The organism is Sulfitobacter sp. CW3, assembly GCF_019392245.1.
Taxonomy (GTDB): Bacteria; Pseudomonadota; Alphaproteobacteria; order Rhodobacterales; family Rhodobacteraceae; genus Sulfitobacter.
In genome coordinates this window covers 1-18,258 of the sequence record NZ_JAHXRL010000006.1, presented here as the reverse complement: position 1 = coordinate 18,258, position 18,258 = coordinate 1, and the positions used below count along the sequence as shown (strand labels likewise).

General features: G+C 58.9%; 15 protein-coding genes, 1 tRNA gene and 1 pseudogene. 5 read left to right on the top strand and 12 right to left on the bottom strand.

From position 1 onward, the window contains the following. Positions 1-4: 4 nt before the first annotated feature. The 5 genes from KZZ06_RS14090 (at position 5) to KZZ06_RS14070 (ending at position 6,077) form a co-directional block, all read left to right on the top strand. Positions 5-1,609, top strand: coding sequence for an ABC transporter substrate-binding protein (locus tag KZZ06_RS14090; protein WP_219580764.1), 1,605 nt, complete (start codon positions 5-7; stop codon positions 1,607-1,609). A gap of 12 nt (positions 1,610-1,621) precedes the next feature. Next, the gene (locus KZZ06_RS14085) at positions 1,622-2,578 is read left to right on the top strand and encodes an ABC transporter permease (protein WP_219580763.1); all 957 of its coding nucleotides are present in this window, start codon (positions 1,622-1,624) and stop codon (positions 2,576-2,578) included. 133 nt (positions 2,579-2,711) lie between these two features. Next, positions 2,712-3,527, top strand: a complete 816-nt coding sequence (locus KZZ06_RS14080; protein WP_219580762.1) for an ABC transporter permease — start codon at positions 2,712-2,714, stop codon at positions 3,525-3,527. Then, positions 3,524-5,161, top strand: a complete 1,638-nt coding sequence (locus KZZ06_RS14075) for an ABC transporter ATP-binding protein (protein WP_219580761.1) — start codon at positions 3,524-3,526, stop codon at positions 5,159-5,161. Before KZZ06_RS14080 ends, KZZ06_RS14075 begins: the two co-directional genes overlap by 4 nt. Positions 5,162-5,240: 79 nt before the next feature. Then, on the top strand, positions 5,241-6,077 hold the full coding sequence (locus KZZ06_RS14070) for an alkaline phosphatase family protein (protein ID WP_219580760.1): 837 nt from the start codon (positions 5,241-5,243) through the stop codon (positions 6,075-6,077). Here the strand turns inward: KZZ06_RS14070 and KZZ06_RS14065 are convergent. The 12 genes and pseudogenes from KZZ06_RS14065 to KZZ06_RS14010 all read right to left on the bottom strand — a co-directional run. Then, a complete protein-coding gene (locus KZZ06_RS14065; RefSeq protein ID WP_219580759.1) occupies positions 6,074-7,015 on the bottom strand; it encodes an alpha/beta hydrolase in 942 nt (313 codons plus the stop codon). The genes KZZ06_RS14070 and KZZ06_RS14065 overlap by 4 nt on opposite strands. After that, positions 7,012-8,889, bottom strand: coding sequence for an acyl-CoA synthetase (locus KZZ06_RS14060; protein WP_219580758.1), 1,878 nt, complete (start codon positions 8,887-8,889; stop codon positions 7,012-7,014). Before KZZ06_RS14060 ends, KZZ06_RS14065 begins: the two co-directional genes overlap by 4 nt. A gap of 212 nt (positions 8,890-9,101) precedes the next feature. After that, the gene (gene lysM, locus KZZ06_RS14055; protein WP_219580757.1) at positions 9,102-9,530 is read right to left on the bottom strand and encodes a peptidoglycan-binding protein LysM; all 429 of its coding nucleotides are present in this window, start codon (positions 9,528-9,530) and stop codon (positions 9,102-9,104) included. Between the two features lie 66 nt (positions 9,531-9,596). Beyond that, a complete protein-coding gene (locus tag KZZ06_RS14050) occupies positions 9,597-11,393 on the bottom strand; it encodes an ABC transporter transmembrane domain-containing protein (RefSeq protein ID WP_219580756.1) in 1,797 nt (598 codons plus the stop codon). A gap of 116 nt (positions 11,394-11,509) precedes the next feature. After that, positions 11,510-11,584, bottom strand: a tRNA-Gly gene (locus KZZ06_RS14045). Positions 11,585-11,700: 116 nt separating this feature from the next. Then, positions 11,701-12,444 carry an aspartate/glutamate racemase family protein gene (locus KZZ06_RS14040; RefSeq protein ID WP_219580755.1) on the bottom strand — a complete coding sequence of 248 codons (744 nt, stop codon included), beginning with the start codon at positions 12,442-12,444 and terminating at the stop codon, positions 11,701-11,703. Next, a complete protein-coding gene (locus tag KZZ06_RS14035; RefSeq protein WP_219580754.1) occupies positions 12,441-13,586 on the bottom strand; it encodes a Xaa-Pro peptidase family protein in 1,146 nt (381 codons plus the stop codon). The genes KZZ06_RS14040 and KZZ06_RS14035 overlap by 4 nt, the downstream gene beginning before the upstream one ends. Beyond that, positions 13,586-14,626 carry a pyridoxal-phosphate dependent enzyme gene (locus KZZ06_RS14030; protein WP_219580753.1) on the bottom strand — a complete coding sequence of 347 codons (1,041 nt, stop codon included), beginning with the start codon at positions 14,624-14,626 and terminating at the stop codon, positions 13,586-13,588. Before KZZ06_RS14030 ends, KZZ06_RS14035 begins: the two co-directional genes overlap by 1 nt. Positions 14,627-14,674: 48 nt before the next feature. Next, positions 14,675-15,247 carry a hypothetical protein gene (locus KZZ06_RS14025; RefSeq protein ID WP_219580752.1) on the bottom strand — a complete coding sequence of 191 codons (573 nt, stop codon included), beginning with the start codon at positions 15,245-15,247 and terminating at the stop codon, positions 14,675-14,677. Beyond that, complete coding sequence (locus tag KZZ06_RS14020) at positions 15,244-17,484, bottom strand: xanthine dehydrogenase family protein molybdopterin-binding subunit (protein ID WP_219580751.1); 2,241 nt, start codon at positions 17,482-17,484, stop codon at positions 15,244-15,246. Before KZZ06_RS14020 ends, KZZ06_RS14025 begins: the two co-directional genes overlap by 4 nt. 1 nt (position 17,485) lies before the next feature. Beyond that, positions 17,486-17,944: a (2Fe-2S)-binding protein gene (locus KZZ06_RS14015; RefSeq protein WP_219580750.1), complete on the bottom strand. Its 459-nt coding sequence runs from the start codon at positions 17,942-17,944 to the stop codon at positions 17,486-17,488. Between the two features lie 182 nt (positions 17,945-18,126). Continuing rightward, positions 18,127-18,258: pseudogene (locus KZZ06_RS14010) on the bottom strand (S-(hydroxymethyl)glutathione dehydrogenase); the annotation flags it as partial.

The following is an 18,258-nucleotide window of genomic DNA, read 5'->3' as shown; positions in this document are numbered from 1 at the left end:
GATCATGGATGATCAACTGAAATATATGACGGGCCAAGTGGCCAAGGGCACGATGACCCGCCGCGAATTCGTAGGCCGCGCTGCTGCTTTAGGTGTAACGGCTGCCGTCGCAAACACAATGCTGGCCAACAGCGCAGACGCCGCATCGCACGGCACACCGATTCGCGGTGGCTCGCTCAAGATCGGTTCTTCGGGTGGTGAATCGACCAACACGCTTGACCCGGCACTGACCGCATCCGAAGTCCCATTGGACAACCTGCGTCACCTGTATGAATCGCTGGTAGAAGTCGACGCAAGCGGCGCGGTCGAGCCACGCATGGCCGAAAGCTATGAAGCCTCCGCCGATGCGAAAACATGGGCGTTCAAAATCCGTAAGGGCATCCAGTTCCACAACGGCAAAGACATGACCCCCGAAGACGTGCTGAAAACCATGCAGCGCCATTCGAACGAGGACAGCCAATCGGGTGCTTTGGGCATCATGCGCGGCATTTCCAACATGAAAGTCGATGGCGACAACTTTATCGTCGAACTCGAAGTCGGCAACGCTGACCTTCCATATCTGATGGCCGACTATCACCTGATGATCCAGCCCGATGGCGGCATGGACAACCCCGGTGCCGGTATCGGTACAGGCCCCTACACGCTCGAAGTTGACGAGCCCGGCGTGCGCCACGGCTTTAAGCGCAACGAAAACTACTGGGATGCCGACAACCGCGGCTTTACCGACTATAACGAAGTGCTGGTTCTGAACGATGCGACTGCGCGTACCGCTGCGTTGCAATCCGGTCAGGTCAACATGATCAACCGCGTTGACCCCAAGGTTGCCGCCCTGCTGGACCGCGCGCCGAACCTGAGCGTGAAATCCGTAGCCGGTCGTGGCCACTATGTGTTCATCGCGCATATCGACACCGCACCATTCGACAACAACGATCTGCGCATGGCGCTGAAATACGCAATCAACCGCGAAGAAATGGTCGACAAGATCCTACGCGGCTATGGCACAATCGGGAACGACATGCCGATCAACGCATCCTATCCGTTGTTCGATGCGTCCATCCCACAGCGCGAACACTCCATCGAGAAGGCGAAAGAATTCTACGCCAAATCCGGTCACGACGGCAGCCCGATCATCCTGCGCGTTGCTGATGGTGCCTTCCCTGGTGCTGTCGATGCCGCATCGCTGTTCCAGGAATCCGCCAAAGCCGCCGGTATCCCGCTGGAAATCAAGCGCGAGCCCAACGATGGTTACTGGTCCGAAGTCTGGAACAAGCAGCCGTTCTGTGCATCCTACTGGGGTGGCCGTCCGGTGCAGGACCAGATGTATTCGACAGCATACCTGTCGACCGCAGACTGGAACGACACCCGCTGGAAACGCCCGGAATTCGACGCGATGCTGCTTGAGGCACGTGCCGAGCTGGACGATGCCAAACGCAAAGCGATCTATTCCACAATGGGTCAATCGCTGCGTGACGAAGGCGGCCTGATCCTGCCAATGTTCAACGACTTTGTTGACGGTGTTGCCAGCAACGTTGGCGGCTGGACCGAAGATCCAAACGCCGAGTTGATGAACAACAAAGCGCCGATCAAATGCTGGGTCAAAGACGCATAAGGGTTCACGTAGATGCACCCGATACTGAAACTGATCGCCCAACGCTTAGCGTTGGGCCTTCTGCTCCTCTTTGCCGCGTCGATCCTGATCTTCGTAGGCACCTCGATTTTGCCCGGCGACGTGGCACAATCCATATTAGGCCAGTCTGCCACGCCCGAAGCGTTGGCGAACATGCGCCGCGAACTTGGTCTGAACGAACCCGCCGTCACCCGCTATTTCACATGGCTTGGTGGTGTGTTGCAGGGCGATCTGGGCACAGCCCTGACAAATGGCCGCGACATCGCCGAAAGCCTTGGCGGACGTCTGAAAAACACGCTTTTCCTTGCCTTCTGGGCGGCCGCCATCTCGGTCCCGCTGGCAATTTTCCTTGGCCTGCTGGCCGTGCGCTACAAAGACCGCTGGCCGGATAAACTGATCTCGGCGGTGACGCTGACGACTATTTCCATCCCCGAATTCATGATCGGCTATGTCTTGATCTATTGGGTGGCGATCAAGTGGCGCCTGTTCCCGTCGGTCGCCATTATCAACGACAGCATGACCCTTGGGGCAAAGCTGAACGCCATCGCGATCCCTGTGATGGTGCTGACGCTGGTGGTGCTGGCGCATATGATGCGCATGACCCGCGCCGCGATCCTGAACGTGATGCAATCCGCCTATATCGAGACGGCCGAACTCAAAGGTCTCGGCATGCTCAAGATCATTCGCAAGCACGCGTTTCCGAATGCCATCGCGCCCATCGTCAACGTGGTGATGTTGAACCTTGCCTATCTTGTCGTCGGTGTTGTCGTGGTCGAGGTGGTGTTCGCCTATCCCGGCATGGGCCAGTACCTTGTGGATCACGTTAGCAAACGCGATGTGCCCGTGGTGCAGGCCTGCGGTCTGATCTTTGCCGCCGTCTATATCGGCTTGAACCTGGTGGCTGACATTGTGTCGATCCTTGCCAACCCAAGGCTGAGGCATCCGAAATGAGTTCAGTGCATTGTTCCCCGAAAGAATACGCTGTGCGCGACCAAGCGTTTTTGCCAAGCATAAGCGCGGGAAGACACCCGGCCGCCGCATCGTCATTGAACTTTAGAACCCTGTCATCGAAAGGGTTTCGCCCATGAAGAACATCCCAATATCCGCAATGATCGGCCTGTTCTTTACCGGCATCTATTTCCTCATGGCAATCTTTGCCCCTTGGATCGCCCCCTACGGCATGGCTGAAATCGTGGGCGATGTCTGGGAACCCTCGTCGTCCGAGTTCCTGCTTGGCACCGACAGCATCGGCCGCGACCTGCTAAGCCGGATGATTTATGGTGGGCAGACCACAATCTTTATCGCCACCGCTGCGACCATCCTCAGCTTTACGCTGGGATCAATCATGGGTTTCTTTGCAGCTGTGTCCGGCGGTTGGGTCGATCAGGTGCTGTCGCGCTTTGTTGATCTGATCATGTCGATCCCATCGCTGATCTTTGCGCTGGTCGTCTTGTCGGTCATGCCGACCACCGTGCCGATCCTGATCATCCTGATGGGCCTGCTCGACAGCACCCGCGTTTACCGACTGGCCCGCGCCGTCGCCGTGGATATCACCGTGATGGATTACGTCGAAGCCGCCCGCCTGCGCGGCGAGAAAATCGGCTGGATCATTTTCCGCGAGACCCTGCCAAACGCGCTGTCACCGCTGGTCGCGGAAATGGGACTGCGCTTTATCTTTGCGGTTCTGTTCGTCTCGACCCTGTCGTTCCTTGGTTTGGGCGTTCAACCACCCCAAGCGGATTGGGGCGGCATCGTGAAAGAGAACAAAGAAGGCATCAACTACGGCATTCAGGCAGCACTTTATCCTGCCTATGCAATTGCCACCTTGTGCATCTCGATCAACCTTGTTGCGGATTGGATCCTGAACCGCACCACATCGCTGAAAGGGGGCCGGGGATGACCGAACCACTGCTTAAGGTACGCGGGCTGAAAATCGGCGCGACGGCCTATCCCCCCGGCGAAAAGCCCGTCGCGATCAAAATCGTGCACGGTGTGGATTTTGATCTGGAAGCTGGCAAAGTACTGGGCCTGATTGGTGAATCCGGTGCCGGTAAATCCACCATCGGTCTGGCTGCAATGGCTTACGGCCGTGGCGGCGTAGAGATTACGGGCGGCGAAGTCTGGGTCAACGGGCGCGATATCCTCAAGGAAAACCTGCGCAGCCTGCGGCGTTTGCGCGGTGCCGAAGTGACCTATGTTTCGCAATCCGCAGCGGCATCGTTCAACCCTGCCAAAAAGATCATGGAACAGGTCACCGAGGCCGCCATCTTCCAGAACAAATTCAGCAAAGCCGAAGCCGAAGCCCGCGCGGTCGAGCTGTTTGCCAAGCTGGGCCTGCCCGACCCCGAGAACATCGGCAACCGCTATCCGCATCAGGTGTCTGGTGGTCAGCTGCAACGCTGCATGACGGCGCTGGCGCTTTGCCCCGAACCCGATCTGGTGGTATTCGACGAACCCACAACGGCGCTGGACGTCACCACGCAAATCGACGTGCTGGCCGCGATCAAGGAAGCGATTGCCGCAACAGGTGTTGCCGCGTTGTACATCACCCACGACCTTGCCGTTGTGGCGCAGGTCAGCGACCACATCATGGTGTTGCAACAGGGCGATATGGTCGAATACGGCACCGTTGATCAGATCATCAACAACCCCAAAGAAGACTACACCAAAGCGCTGGTTTCCGTGCGGTCGATCAACCACGAAGAAAAGACCCCGACAGACACCCCCGTGCTGCGGGTCGAGAACGTGACGGCGCGCTATAAGGGTACGAATTTCGACGTGTTGAAAAACATCAACGTCGATATACACTCCGGCCAAACCCTGGCTATTGTTGGTGAATCCGGTTCCGGCAAATCGACACTGGCCCGCGTGATCACCGGATTGCTGCCGCCCAGTGACGGGCAGATCACCTTTGACGGGCGGGTGTTGAGCCCTGACTTGGCAACGCGCCCCATCGAAGACCTGCGCGAAATGCAAATGATCTATCAGATGGCCGACACTGCCATGAACCCGCGCCAGACCGTGGGCACGATCATCGGTCGCCCGCTGGAGTTTTATTTTGGCCTTAAAGGCAAAGCCAAGCAAAAGCGCATTCAAGAATTGCTTGACGAGATCGAGTTGGGCGACGGTTTCCAAGACCGCTATCCCGCGGAACTGTCGGGCGGTCAAAAGCAACGGGTGTGTATCGCGCGCGCCCTTGCCGCCAAGCCCAAGCTGATCATCTGCGACGAGGTCACGTCGGCGCTTGATCCGCTGGTGGCGGATGGCATTCTCAAGCTGTTGCTGAACTTGCAAAAGATCGAAGACGTCGCCTATCTGTTCATCACCCACGATCTGGCAACGGTGCGTGCTATCGCCGACAGCATCGCTGTGATGTACCAAGGCAAGGTTGTGCGCTATGGGCCGAAAAGCCAGGTGCTGGCACCGCCCTTTGATGATTATACCGATCTGCTTCTTAGCTCGGTTCCCGAGATGAAAATTGGCTGGCTGGAAGAAACGATCGAACACCGCCGTATGGAAAGCGCCGGGAATTGAGGGGAACGGATTTTTTGAAAAAATCCGGCTCGGAAAATTTGAAATTTTCCGTCTCTCTCCGCTGATGTAGGATCAGGCCATGACGAACAAACTGCTATTGATCATCCTTGACGGTGTCCCCTACCGCAATTTCCGCCGCTTGTTTGGCAACCTCGAAGGCTGGGTGGACAGCGGTGATGCCCGCGTCTGGACGCAGCGTGCTGTGCTGCCGTCCATCTCGGCCTCGTGCTATGCGTCGATCCACACCGGCGTGGCCCCGGCCCAGCATGGCTGTACTGGCAATGGCAATGTTTTCCGCCTGAAACACAAGGACGTCTTTGCCCAAACCCGCGCGGCTGGTGGTGTGACAGGCGCTGTCGCCCATTCCTTTTGGTCAGAGTTCTTTAACCGCCATCCTTTCGACTATGTCCGCGACATCGAATATGACGAGCCTGACAGCGACACGATCAACCACGGCCGTTTTCACACCATGACCGGCTATGGGTTGATCAACCAGATGACCCCGTCTGATGTCGATCTCTTCGGCACCCTGACCAATCTGGCCCACAGGTTCGACCTGAATTACGGGATGCTGCACACCTGCACGCTCGACAGCATGGGGCACCGTTTCTTTCACGATTGTCAGGAAATGGATCACGCCTGCGCGGTGATGGACGAGATGCTGGCCCCCTTTATCCCACGCTGGCGCGCCATGGGCTACGAGGTCATCGTGACCGCCGATCACGGGCAGGACGAGCGTGGCCACCACGGCGGGCGCAGCCCGTTGCAGCAGGAAACAGCGCTATATTACTTTGGCGACGCCCAAGGCCCGTCCGAGGATACAGTGATCGACCAGTTGCAGCTTGCGCCGACGATTTTGGGACGTCTGGGCGCACCTGTGGCCGATACCATGAAGGCAAAATCGTTTCTAAGCTAGGACAGTTCGGCAGGCCAATCCCCTGCCCCCAACGCTGAAATCGCGCGTAGGATGCGATCAAAGCTGACCGCCGCCTTTTGCGACATCACACGTGCACGCAGATAGCCATGCACCAGCCCCGGCTCTTCGACCCAAATCGCCTGACCGCCTGCGGCCAGAACGGCATCGCGATAGGTTTCGCCGTCGCTGGACAGCGGATCACATTCGGCCGTGATCATGACGCTGGGCGGCAGGCCGGTGAAATCCGTATCGTGTAGGGGCGCATATCGCGGATCGCCCTTGGGCGGCTCCCCACCTGAACGGACCTGCTGATAGAATTCCATATCTGCGACCGTCAGTTGGGGCGCATTGGCGTGGCGGACATAGCTGCCCCGCGTCCGGTCCCCGCCAAGCCCCGGATAGATCAGCACCTGCCCCTTGATACGTCCGTCAACGCGGCCACGGGCATAATGGGCGACAGCGGCAGCAAGGTTGCCACCCGCGCTATCCCCGGCCAGTACAATGTCACCGGGGTGGCCCGCAGCGATGGCCTCGAACGCACCGTAGGCATCATTAAAACAACCGGGAAAAATCACTTCGGGGGCCAAGCGGTAATCGACCGAAATCACGCGGTATCCGGTGCCTGCGCAAATCTCGGCGCAGACGTCATCATGGCTATCCAACCCGCCCACAACAAAACCGCCGCCGTGGTAATAGATGACGGTGATATCGGATGCGCCCACCTCGTAACGGCGACATGGGACGCCACCAAAGGTAACGTCCCATGTTTGTACCCCGTCGGGGTGGGTTTGGTGAAAAGCAGCGCACATCTTGTTATAGACTGCGCGCTGGTCCTCGATTGTCAGCCCGACCGCGTCAGGTGGATAGAATTCATCTGATCGCCGCATATAGGCCCAGATTTCATCGTCCAGCAAAACGCCATAGTCGGGTTGGTTCATGCAGCTTCCCAGCCAAAGGTGAACGCATTCAGCGTTTTACCGACATCGGCCTCGGACGCGCCGTTCATGGTGACCTGTGCCACCAAACCGCGTTTTTTATCATCCACCACAGAGGCGACGCGTGCGGGTAACCCGGCGGCCTCAAGCGATTCATTAAAGATGCGGGTGATCGCCATTTTGCGCAGATCAGGCTTGAAGATCTTGCCAACAGCCGTTTTGGGCAGTTCGGGCATGATCGTCATGTGCTTGGGCTGTGCCGCGCGTTCCTGAACCTTGTCCTTGCAGAAGTCCATCAGCTCTTGCTCGGTTACCGATGCACCGCCGACCAGTTCAACAAAGGCGCAAGGTACTTCGCCTGCGTGCGCATCAGGCTGGCCGATCGCACCGGCAAAGGCGACGGCCTCGTGACCCAGCAACGCTTCTTCGATTTCTGCGGGGTCGATGTTGTGACCACCACGGATAATCAGGTCTTTGGCGCGACCCGTGATCCACAGATACTTGTCTTCGTCGATGCGGCCCAAATCGCCTGTACGCAGGTATTTGTCGAAATAGTACAGGTCTTTGTTCTTTTCCGCTTCGGTATAGGTGTTGCCCGCATAGATGCCGGGGTTCGAGATACATATCTCACCGATCTCGTCTATCTTGGCCTCGACAGGTCCGTCATTGGTGCCCTTGATAATCTTCACATCCGTATAGGGGAAGGTGATCCCGATGCTGCCAACCTTGCGCACGCCATCGGTCGGGTTCGACGACACCAGACAGGTTGCTTCGGTCAGGCCGTAGCCTTCGATCAGGGTGATGCCCGTGGCCTTTTCAAAGCGGCGGAACAGTTCCAACGGCAAAGGCGCAGACCCCGAAAACGCGGTTTTCACGGTCGAGATATCAGCATCAACCGGGCGCTGCATCTTGGCCGAAATTGCGGTGGGCACGGTAATGATAAAGGTGATTTTCCAGCGTTCGACCAGCTTCCAGAAGTTATCAAACACGCCATCGCCGCGATACCCTTGGGGTGTCGGGAACACGACATGCGCGCCAGATGTCACCGCAGCCATCAGGATCACGTGGCAGGCGAATACGTGGAACAACGGCAGCGGACACATGATGTTGTCGTCTTCGGTGTACAACAGCGTGTGACCAATCCAGCCGTTATAGACCATGCCGGAATATTTGTGCTGCGCGACCTTGGGCATGCCCGTGGTGCCGCCCGTGTGGAAATAGAACGCCACCCGGTCTTCTTGCGGATCATCAAAGGTCAGCTCAGCGGGCTGTTTGGCGATCTCGGCGTTGAAATTATGATAGGTCGCTTGATTGCTGGCCGTCTGCTTGGGCCGGATCAATGGAACGATCCACGACTTCGGCGCGGTCAGATAGCGGCACAGGTCCACCTCAAGCACATGTTTCACGTTTGGTGCCAACGCAACCGCCTCGGCGGTTTTCTGTGCCACATCGGTTTTCGGGAAGGGCCGCAAAGTCACGACAACCTTGGCGTTGGTTTCGCGCAGGATTGCGCCGATCTGTTCTGCTTCTAGCAGCGGGTTGATAGGGTTCGCGATCCCTGCGACCGCGCCGCCCAGCAAGGTGATAACCGTCTCGTTACAGTTTGGCAGCACATAGGCCACCACATCGGTCGGTCCGATACCCAAGGACCGGAACAGGTTCGCTGTCCGCCCGACCTGCGCGTGCAGCTGCGACCACGTCATTGTTTCGGCGTAATCTTTCGGGCCGGAAAACAACTGATAGCTGATTGCATTGTGATTTGGGAACTTGCCCGCCGTATTGCTCAGCAAGCCCCACATGGTTTTGGCGACGTCCCGGTCTGCCCACGGCATTTCTGCCTCGATTGCATTACGGTCTTCGACTCCGGCAAATGACATAATAGTCCTCCCTATGGTGCGGTTTGCCCGCATTCATTTATTCCCCGTTGCTCAGGATGATAGCTAAATGCAGAATTCGCAAGCGCCTGAGAGGACTTTGAACGTGGCGTCAGCCTAGTTTCACCATGCAAAATGCAAAAAGAGCAGCAGAAGTGATCTGCCGCTCTTGATAATCGTGTGATTTGGCGTGCCCGCTTGGGGCCGCGCCGTGATTATTTTGCTGGAATACGCAGCATTTGACCCGGATAGATTTTGTCTGGGTGCGTCAACATCGGGCGGTTGGCCTCGAAAATCTCTTCGTAGCGTGCGCCATTGCCAAGGGTCTTGGCCGAGATACCCCAAAGCGTGTCGCCCTTTTCAACGGTGTGGAACGTACCATCGCCGTCACCGCCGCTCATGTCTTCTTCGACGGCTGCAACACCTTCGACGTTGCCGACGGCCAGAATGACTTTTTCTTTCATCTCTTGACTGACGGCTTTGCCTGAAACGGTAACTTTGTCGCCATCAACCTGAATGTCCAGACCTTCGGCATCAAGGCCCAGTTCTTTCAATTCGTCCTGCAAGGCCGCGCCTGTAACTTCTTTCTCGTCGCCGCCGAATACTTTTTTACCGGCGTCTTTAACGAAACTCCATAAACCCATGATCATCTCCCTGTGGTTTTATTTGCGCCTGATAGTTTCCACCTTAGGCAGAGATAGACAAGCGTTTTATTCAGCAGCAATGCCGTCGGTGAACTGCAACCGTGCCAAACGCGCATACAGCCCGCCTTGCTCGACCAGCTCATCATGGGTGCCCGTGTCGACAATCCGCCCCGCTTCCAGCACCACGATACGGTCCGCCTTTTTGACAGTCGCCAAGCGGTGCGCGACGATCAATGTCGTGCGATCTGCGCTAAGTTGATCGACCGCATGCTGCACAGCGCGTTCGCTTTCCGCGTCCAGCGCGCTGGTGGCTTCGTCCAACAGCAACACAGGTGCATCCCGCAAGATTGCCCGCGCAATGGCGATGCGTTGTTTTTGCCCGCCCGACAACATCACACCGCGTTCGCCCAGATAACTGTCATAGCCATCGGGCAGTTCGCTGATGAACTGATGTGCTGCCGCCGCTTCGGCTGCTGCGATGATTTCGGCATCCGTCGCGTCCAGCCGCCCAAAGCGGATGTTCTCGCGCGCCGAGGTGGCAAAGATAACCGGATCTTGCGGCACAAGTGCGACCGAGCGCCGGAATGCGTCGCGCGCCACATCACGCAGATCGATCCCATCTAGGGTGATCCGCCCCGATTGCGGGTCATAGAACCGCAGGATCATCTGGATGATCGTTGTCTTACCTGCCCCCGACGGGCCGACAAAGGCAACGGTTTCGCCGGGATTGATTGTCAGGTTGATGCCATCCAGCGCTTGCACACCCGGGCGCGCAGGATAGGAAAATTGCACATCTTCAAAAACGATGCGCCCCGCCACCGGGTTGGGCAATTCGGCTGACGTGTCCGGATCGTGTACGTCGTCGTTGGTTTGCAGCAGCTCCACCAGACGCTCGGTCGCGCCGGCTGCACGCTGCAATTCGCCCCAGATTTCCGACAATGCCGCCACGCCGCCGGCCACCATCACCGCGTAGATCACGAATTGAACCAACGCACCGGGCGTCATATCGCCCGCCCGCACATCCCGCGCGCCCATCCACAACACCCCAACAACACCGGCAAAGACCAAAAAGATCACGATGACCGTCATCAACGCCCGCGTCTTGATCCGGCGACGCGCCGCATCATAGGACGCTTCGGTCATTTGCGCGAATTGCGCGCGGCTTGCGGCCTCGTGGGTAAAGGCCTGTACGGTCTGCACAGCACTTAGGCTTTCCGACGCATTGCCCGAACTGGCCGCGATCCAATCCTGGTTTTCGCGGCTGATCACACGCAACTTGCGCCCCAGCACAAGGATCGGCACGATCACGGCCGGAACCAGCAACAACACCATCCCGGTCAGCTTGGCCGAGGTAAACAGCATCAAGATCAACCCGCCGCTGAAAATCAGCATATTGCGCAGCGCGATGGATACCGACGATCCGATCACGGACAGAATAAGCGTGGTATCGGTGGTGATCCGGCTCAGAACCTCTCCGGTCATGATGCGTTCGTAAAACGACGGGCTCATCCCGATAACGCGGTCGAACACGGCCTTGCGAATATCCGCGACCACCCGTTCGCCAAACCGCGTGACCAGCGCATAGCGCAGCCCCGTCCCGATTGCCAAAAACGCGGCAATAATCAAGGCGGCGATGAAATACTGATCCAGCAATTGTTCGCCGCTGCCAAAGTTATCAATCACCCGGCGCACGGCCAGTGGCAGCATCAGCGAAATCATCGCCGTGGTGATCAACGCCAGAACCGCCGCAATCATCAGGCCGCGATAAGGCCGCACAAAAGGGGCAAGGGCACGCAAAGCGCCAAGCTGCTTGGATTTTTCGCGCTCTTCATGCGCGGGTGCGGGCGTGGGCGTGCGGGCCATCAGAATTCCTTTTCAAACACTTGTGTCATCGCCTGCACCGCGCATGGGGTCAAGCCCGACAAAGGGTCACCGCTTGCGGCAAATCATAGCAGTCTGAATTTAAGGGAATAATCTGTTGGAGCGGGCGGAGGGAATCGAACCCTCATCTTCAGTTTGGAAAACTGAGGTCTTAACCATTACACAACGCCCGCTCAACGACGTCTGAGGTATGCCAACACATGACCATCGTCAAGTGGATCAATGCCCCGAATGGCCTTCAATTTTCGCAAATAGATCAATTTTTAGTTTTGTCGGTGCAGGCGTGGGCCTAGGGCACCGTGGCCTCAGATTGCCCCAAGCGCCCCGGTATCAGTGCGGTGATCCCTGCGGCCTGCGCCATATGCCACGCCAAAACCTGATTGCTGGAAAGACACGGCAGCCCGGTTTCGCGTTCGATCCGGTCAATCACATTCAGCGTGCGCAGATTGGTGCAGCTTAGAAAAACCGCCTCTGTCCCGCCCTGCGACGCCAGATCGACCGCCGCTGCGACAATGGATGCGGCGTCGATGCGCACGACTTTGGCTTCCTCTGCCTCGTCAAAGCTGCCGAAAACCGGCGTTTCAATGCCGTCGCGACCAAGGGCATCGCGCAATTTGGCAGACACTTGCGCGACATAGGGCGACAAAAGCCCCAGCCGTGTCACCCCCAGATGCTGACACGCCGCGATCAGCGCGCTCAGCGGATTGGTCACATGCGGGCTGTCTGCCCCCGCGCGGATCAACCCAGCCACGCGTTCAGGCCCGATTTCGGCAGCCCCGGACGTGCACCCATAGCCGATGCTGGCAAAACGGGCCGCATGGGGCAGCAGCCCTGCCGCGCGGCTTAAATGCGCGGCCATTTCAGCCAAAGTATCCGTGGTCACGGCATCGCCACTGGGCACACGGCTGACGTAAAACGCGGTTTCCAGTGGCATCATCGTGCGCATGTCCCCCTCAAGCGTTTCGTCGGCCTGCAAGACGATCAAACCAAGCGCCGGAGGTAACGTCGGGACCGATTGATAGGGATAGCTCATTCGATCACCACCATGTCGGGGCCCGCACGCGGGCTTAGGAACCGGCAGCCGTCCGGCGTGATCACGATGTTTTCCTCGTGCACCATGATGCGACCGTCAACCGTATCAATCCCCGGCTCAAGCGTCAGAACCATTCCGGCGACCAGCACAGTCGGGTCAGCGGCGATCAGCGACATGCCTTCGGTCAGTTGCATGCCCAGCCCATGCCCCAGACGCCCCGCGTCCGATCCACCTGCCCCGCCGGTCACGACCTTGTCCATCGCATGGAACAGCTCTGCTGCTGTTGTGCCCGGGCGGGCAATATCCGCAGCCGCATTCACCGCATCAATCAACCGCGCATGGGCATCGCGCGCAATCGCCGAAGCAGGCCCGATGGCGAAATTCCGGTCATAGTCGCAGAAATAGCCGTCAAACACCGCGCCCGTATCCAGCATCAACACATCGCCCTGCGCCAATGGCCTGTCTGCTGCGGGGGAAATCACATCCCCATAACCATCGCGATCCGCGCCGCCGGCCAGATAGGGCACCCAATCGGCCCCTTCCTCAAGCAGCAGCCGTTGAAAGTCGCGAAAGACCGCGGACAGCGCCCGGCCTTGCGCCGCGATTTGCGGCACACGGGCAAAGGCCCGCCCCGCAATGGTGCAGGCGGTTTCGATCTTGGAAATCTCCGCGTCGGATTTGACCGCCCGTAAACGGGCCGTGATCCCGCTATCGGGCACAAACTGTCCGAATGTCCCAGACTTGATCCAACCCCAGTCGGATTGAGGAATGCGCAAATATGTTTCAGGGCCAGACGGAATGCCAATGCGGCCTGTGCCTGCGATTTCGTTCAGGGTATCGGCCAACAGGCTGATGCCGTCATCGGCAGGATCGGGCGCGCGCCATGTGCGGATGTCATCCACCCATGTCTGGGCCATGAGCGCCGCACCAATCGACGGTATCACCGCAACCGGTTTGCCCGTGGCAGGCACCACCAGATACCACGCCCGTGACGGGCTTTCCCAAAACCGCGTCAGAAATCCGGTGAAATACCTGATTTCAGCCTCGGTCGTCAGCAGCATTGCAGACAGGTCATGGGCGGCCATCAGCTTTTGCGCGCGGGCCAGCCGAAGTTCGTATTCGCTTTGCGCAAACCCACGCATCAGATCGCCGGACCTTCGCTAAGCACCGTCAGGACAACCGATGCTGCGGTGATCCCCAGATCGTCCTTTTGCGCATCCGACAGTGCCAACAGGCCAGCGATCCCTGCGGCACCCGACGGGCTGGACGGAAGTCCGGCAACCATCGCCGCCCCTGCACCGGCTTGTCCTTCGCCCTCGGATATCAGGGCGAATGCATCGGCATCCCGCGCCAGCCCTTTCAGCGCGATCAGCGATGGCATTTTGCAGTCCAGTCGCCCCATGTCGCTGACCGGTCCGGTGCTCTCAGTCGGGGCACCCGCCTTGATTGATCCGTGCAAGGCCGCGGCAGCATCGGGTTCGACCACGATGATACGCGGCGCGCCACCCCATGCCTGCCGCGCCAATGCGGCGCACGCCCCCGCCAGACCGCCGACACCAGCCTGCAAGAATATATGCGTGGGCGGGGTCGACATTTGGGCAATCGTCTCGGCCATCAAGACCAGATAGCCCTCCATCAGGCGGTGCGGGCGTTCGGTATATCCGGGCCACGAACTATCGGACAAAAGCGCCCAGCCGTTCGCGTCTGCGGCGGCTTGCGCTGCGGCCATGCTATCCTCGTATGTTGCCCCCTCGCGGACCACGTGCGCGCCCTGATCGGCCAGCCGCGCGGCAAAGCTTTCGGGGACGGTTTCAGAGATATACACCACAGATTTCGCGCCAAAGGCATGCGCCCCTGCGGCCACGGACATGCCATGATTGCCAGCACTGGCCGTGACATAGGTGCGCCCGCGATGATCGCCGCGTTCCTTGTCGCACGCAATGACATATGCCGCCCCCAACGCCTTGAAACTGCCCAGCCCCATACGGCCCCGTTCATCTTTGACCCACAGCTCGGCCACGCCAGCCTCGACGGCCAAAGCTTCGGCCTGAACAAGCGGGGTTTCCCCCGCAACCGGGCAGCGTGCGACCAGCGTTTGCGCGGCCTGCGCATCCACGGACGGCATGGGAATGTCATAAAGACCAGTGACGGCGGCGGGGCGGGTGATGTGCAAAATGTCCATGACCTACCGAACAATCAGCATCGCGTTAGGTCAAGGGGTTTTGCTACGCTACGGATCGCTTGCGCAAGGCGTGCCAGCGGCGGCCCACAAGTTTAACGCGACGACCATTTCATCCAAACCAATCGGCGGGACACTGCGCCCAGCACCAGGGTCAAAGCCCCATGCCACGAAGGCCGACGTTTCAAGATGGGTGGCCAATTCATCCATCGTAAAACCGTCATTGGTTTCGGGGTCGCGCAATTGCTCGCAGATGTCTTCGCTGGATTTGTCCAACCACGCCAGTTCAGGTGGAGGCAGTCGCCACGCGTCGTCGATCATTGGCGGTGCATGGGGTATCGCGTTGGCCGATGCCACGCCGATATGACAGGTGCGGCACGGCATTGTTTCCGCCCCTACGCGGTTTTCGCCCGCTTGCACCCGCATGCCATGAACCGCATCCGCGCCATAGGTCAGGCCGTTCCACATCGGAATGCCGCCCGCCCCCACGTGGCAATTCGTGCAGCGCGGATGCGAGGTGACCGCATAGATGTCATCCCATGCAGCCAGCCCTTGTGCCTTGGTCGGGGCATCTTGGGCCGTCACTGGCCCGGCGATCAGCACTGCAAGAACGAGGCCCCTCAAACGAAATCAATCGATTTGGACAGGGGCAATTCGCGGATCCGCTGGCCGGTCGCCGCAAAAATCGCATTCGCCAACGCCGGTGCGGCGGGCGGAACTGCCGGTTCGCCGATCCCCCTGATCTTGTCCCCGTTCTCAAGTCCGCGCACGATGATCTGGGGTGTTTGATACAGACGCATCCCCTCGTAGGCGTGAAAATTATCCTGCTCGGCAACGCCATCTTGATAGGTCAGTTCGCAGTTCATCGCGTGCCCCAGACCAAAGATAACCCCGCCTTGGACCTGTGCCTCAAAGTTCATGTGGTCCAGCACGCGGCCCACATCGGCGGCGACGAACACCTTGTCGATGCGGATACCGTCATCCGTGCTGGTGACCTCGACCACCTCGGCGACGGGCACGCCGAACGCAAGCGTGAATGCCAGCCCCCGCCCCCGGTTCGGACCAAGGTCGCTGCCCCAATCCGACATCTCGCCCACGGCCTCGAGCACCTTGCGCGAGGGATCGTGCCAGCATAGCCGCAACCGTTCTTTCAGCGGGTCAACGCCAGCGACATGGCACAGCTCGTCCATGAAACTCTCGTGTAGGAACCCGTTGCCGGATGCCCCGACGGACCGCCAAGAGCTGATCGGCACCATCGCCGGTGTGCGGTATCCCGTGACGCGATAATTGGGGATGGCAAACGGCTGATCCCACGCGCCCGCCACAATCGCCACATCAGGGCCAATCGCAGGCTGGCCCAACCGCGCAAGCGAGGATTCCGCCACGGACGGTGCCGCGATCGACAGATCAAAAACGTCCAGCGCGCCGAATTTCACCGCACCCTTTGCACGGGCCATGGCCAGCGGGCGGGGGAAATCATGGGTAAAGTCTTCTTCGCGCTGCCAGATCATCTTGATCGGTGTATCGGGCAGTTGCATCGCGATTTCGACAGCTTGGGCGATGTAATCATCCTCGAGCCTGCGGCCGAAACTGCCGCCCGACATGATGACATGCACGTGGATATTATCCGCATCCAAGCCAGTCAGCTTGGCCATGTTGGCCTGCACGAAACGCGGGATTTGCGTGCCGGTCCAGATGTCCAACCGGGTGTCCGTCATCTTCACGACAACGCTCAGGGGTTCCAGCGGCGCATGCGCCAGATAGGGAATGCGGTACTCGGCCTCGATCACCTTAGCGCCATCGAGGGCGGCAGTTACGTCACCTTCATCCTTGAAGCGGCTGTCTTGGTGATCGTCGGTCATTGAATTGGCAACCGCGTCAAACTGTTCGTCCGTGTTGCCAATATAAGGCGACGGGCCCCAGTCACATTCAACGGCCTGCGCCGCCTGAAACGCCCGCCACGTGTTATCGGCCACCACGGCAATGCCGCCGCTGATCGGCAACACATCGCGAACACCGCGCATCGTTTGCGCCGCTTCGGCGTCAAAGCCGATGATCCCACCGCCAATCGCGGGGTTGGTTCGAGTGGTGGCATAGACCATGCCGTCCATCACCATATCGATGCCATAGGTCAGCGTACCTGTTGATTTGGCCACCATATCCGTACGCTTTTGCGGCTTGGTCAGATAACGCCATTGCGACGGATCGCGCAGGGTCACGTCCTGAACCGGTTTGATGTCTGCCGCAGCAACCGCGAGATCAAGATATTCGATCTTCAGCCCGTCCGGCAGCACAACGCAGCCGTTTTCCGTGCTGAGCTGATTGCGCGGCAGGCCGGTTTGCTTCATCGCGGCGCGGATCAGGGTTTCGCGCGCGACGGCCCCTGCCATGCGCAGACGGTCATACATATCCGGCACCGTCGATGACCCACCGGTAATGTGCAGACCCATCAATTTGCCCATAACATCCGCAGCACCGCGCCCCGTGCGGGCCAGTATTGTGTCAGATGTGGCGGCAATCGGCATCGCTTCGGCCCCGACAACGCCGTTGTAGTAGATTGCACTGGCAGGCCCCGACGACAGGATCGCAGTTGCAGGGTCAATGTCCAGCTCTTCGGCGATCATATGCGCTTGCATTGACCATGCGCCCTGCCCCACATCGGCACGCGGGGTGATCAGGGTAATCCCTTGGGCGTCAATCTTGACGTAAGGTGTGATCGCGGTTTCGCCGGGCTTGAGATCGGCAAGCAACGGGTTCTCGCCCTCGCGTTTATAAAGATAGGTGCCAAAGGCAACGCCGCCTGCAATGGCGGCCGAGCCGATCAGGAAACTACGACGGGCAATGGTTTTTACGCGCCCCATCTCAGACCCTTCTCAGCTTGGTTGCTGCGGATTTCACCGCCTCACGTATCCGCGGATAGCTTCCGCAGCGGCATAAATTTCCGCTCATTGCGGCATCGATCTGATCGTCGGTGGGTTCCGAATTCAGATCCAGAAACGATGCGGCCTGCATGATCTGGCCAGCCTGACAGTATCCGCATTGCGCAACCTGCAAATCAATCCATGCCTCCTGCACCGCGTGCAAGGTGTTCGGCGTTCCCAGCCCTTCGATGGTGGTGATTTCGCCCACCACATCGCCCGCCGCCAATTGGCACGACCGCACAGCGACCCCGTCCTCGTGGACGGTACAGGCCCCGCATTGCGCAATGCCGCAGCCGTATTTCGGGCCCGTTATTCCCAGCTCGTCTCGTAGAACCCACAGCAGCGGCATGTCGTCTTCGACATCAACCTCGTGCGTTTTCCCATTTACGGTCAATTTCATGGACGGCCTCCCGGGGCGTATAGAGCGGTTGAGTATGACATAAGCCATTCAGGTAATATCGAAGTCAGTAGAAGCAAAAGATATCTTTGCGTCAACGTTGCGCCAAAAGGATGGAACACCACCAACGAAAAACACCGCCCCCATCGGGAGCGGTGCCGTAGCTTGCGTCGTTGTGGTTTAGATCAAAACTCCACGACGGCGCGGATTGATTTGCCTTGGTGCATCAGCTCGAAGCCGTGGTTGATTTCGTCCAATGTCAGTTTGTGGGTGATCATCGGGTCGATCTCGATCTTGCCGCTCATGTACCAGTCGAC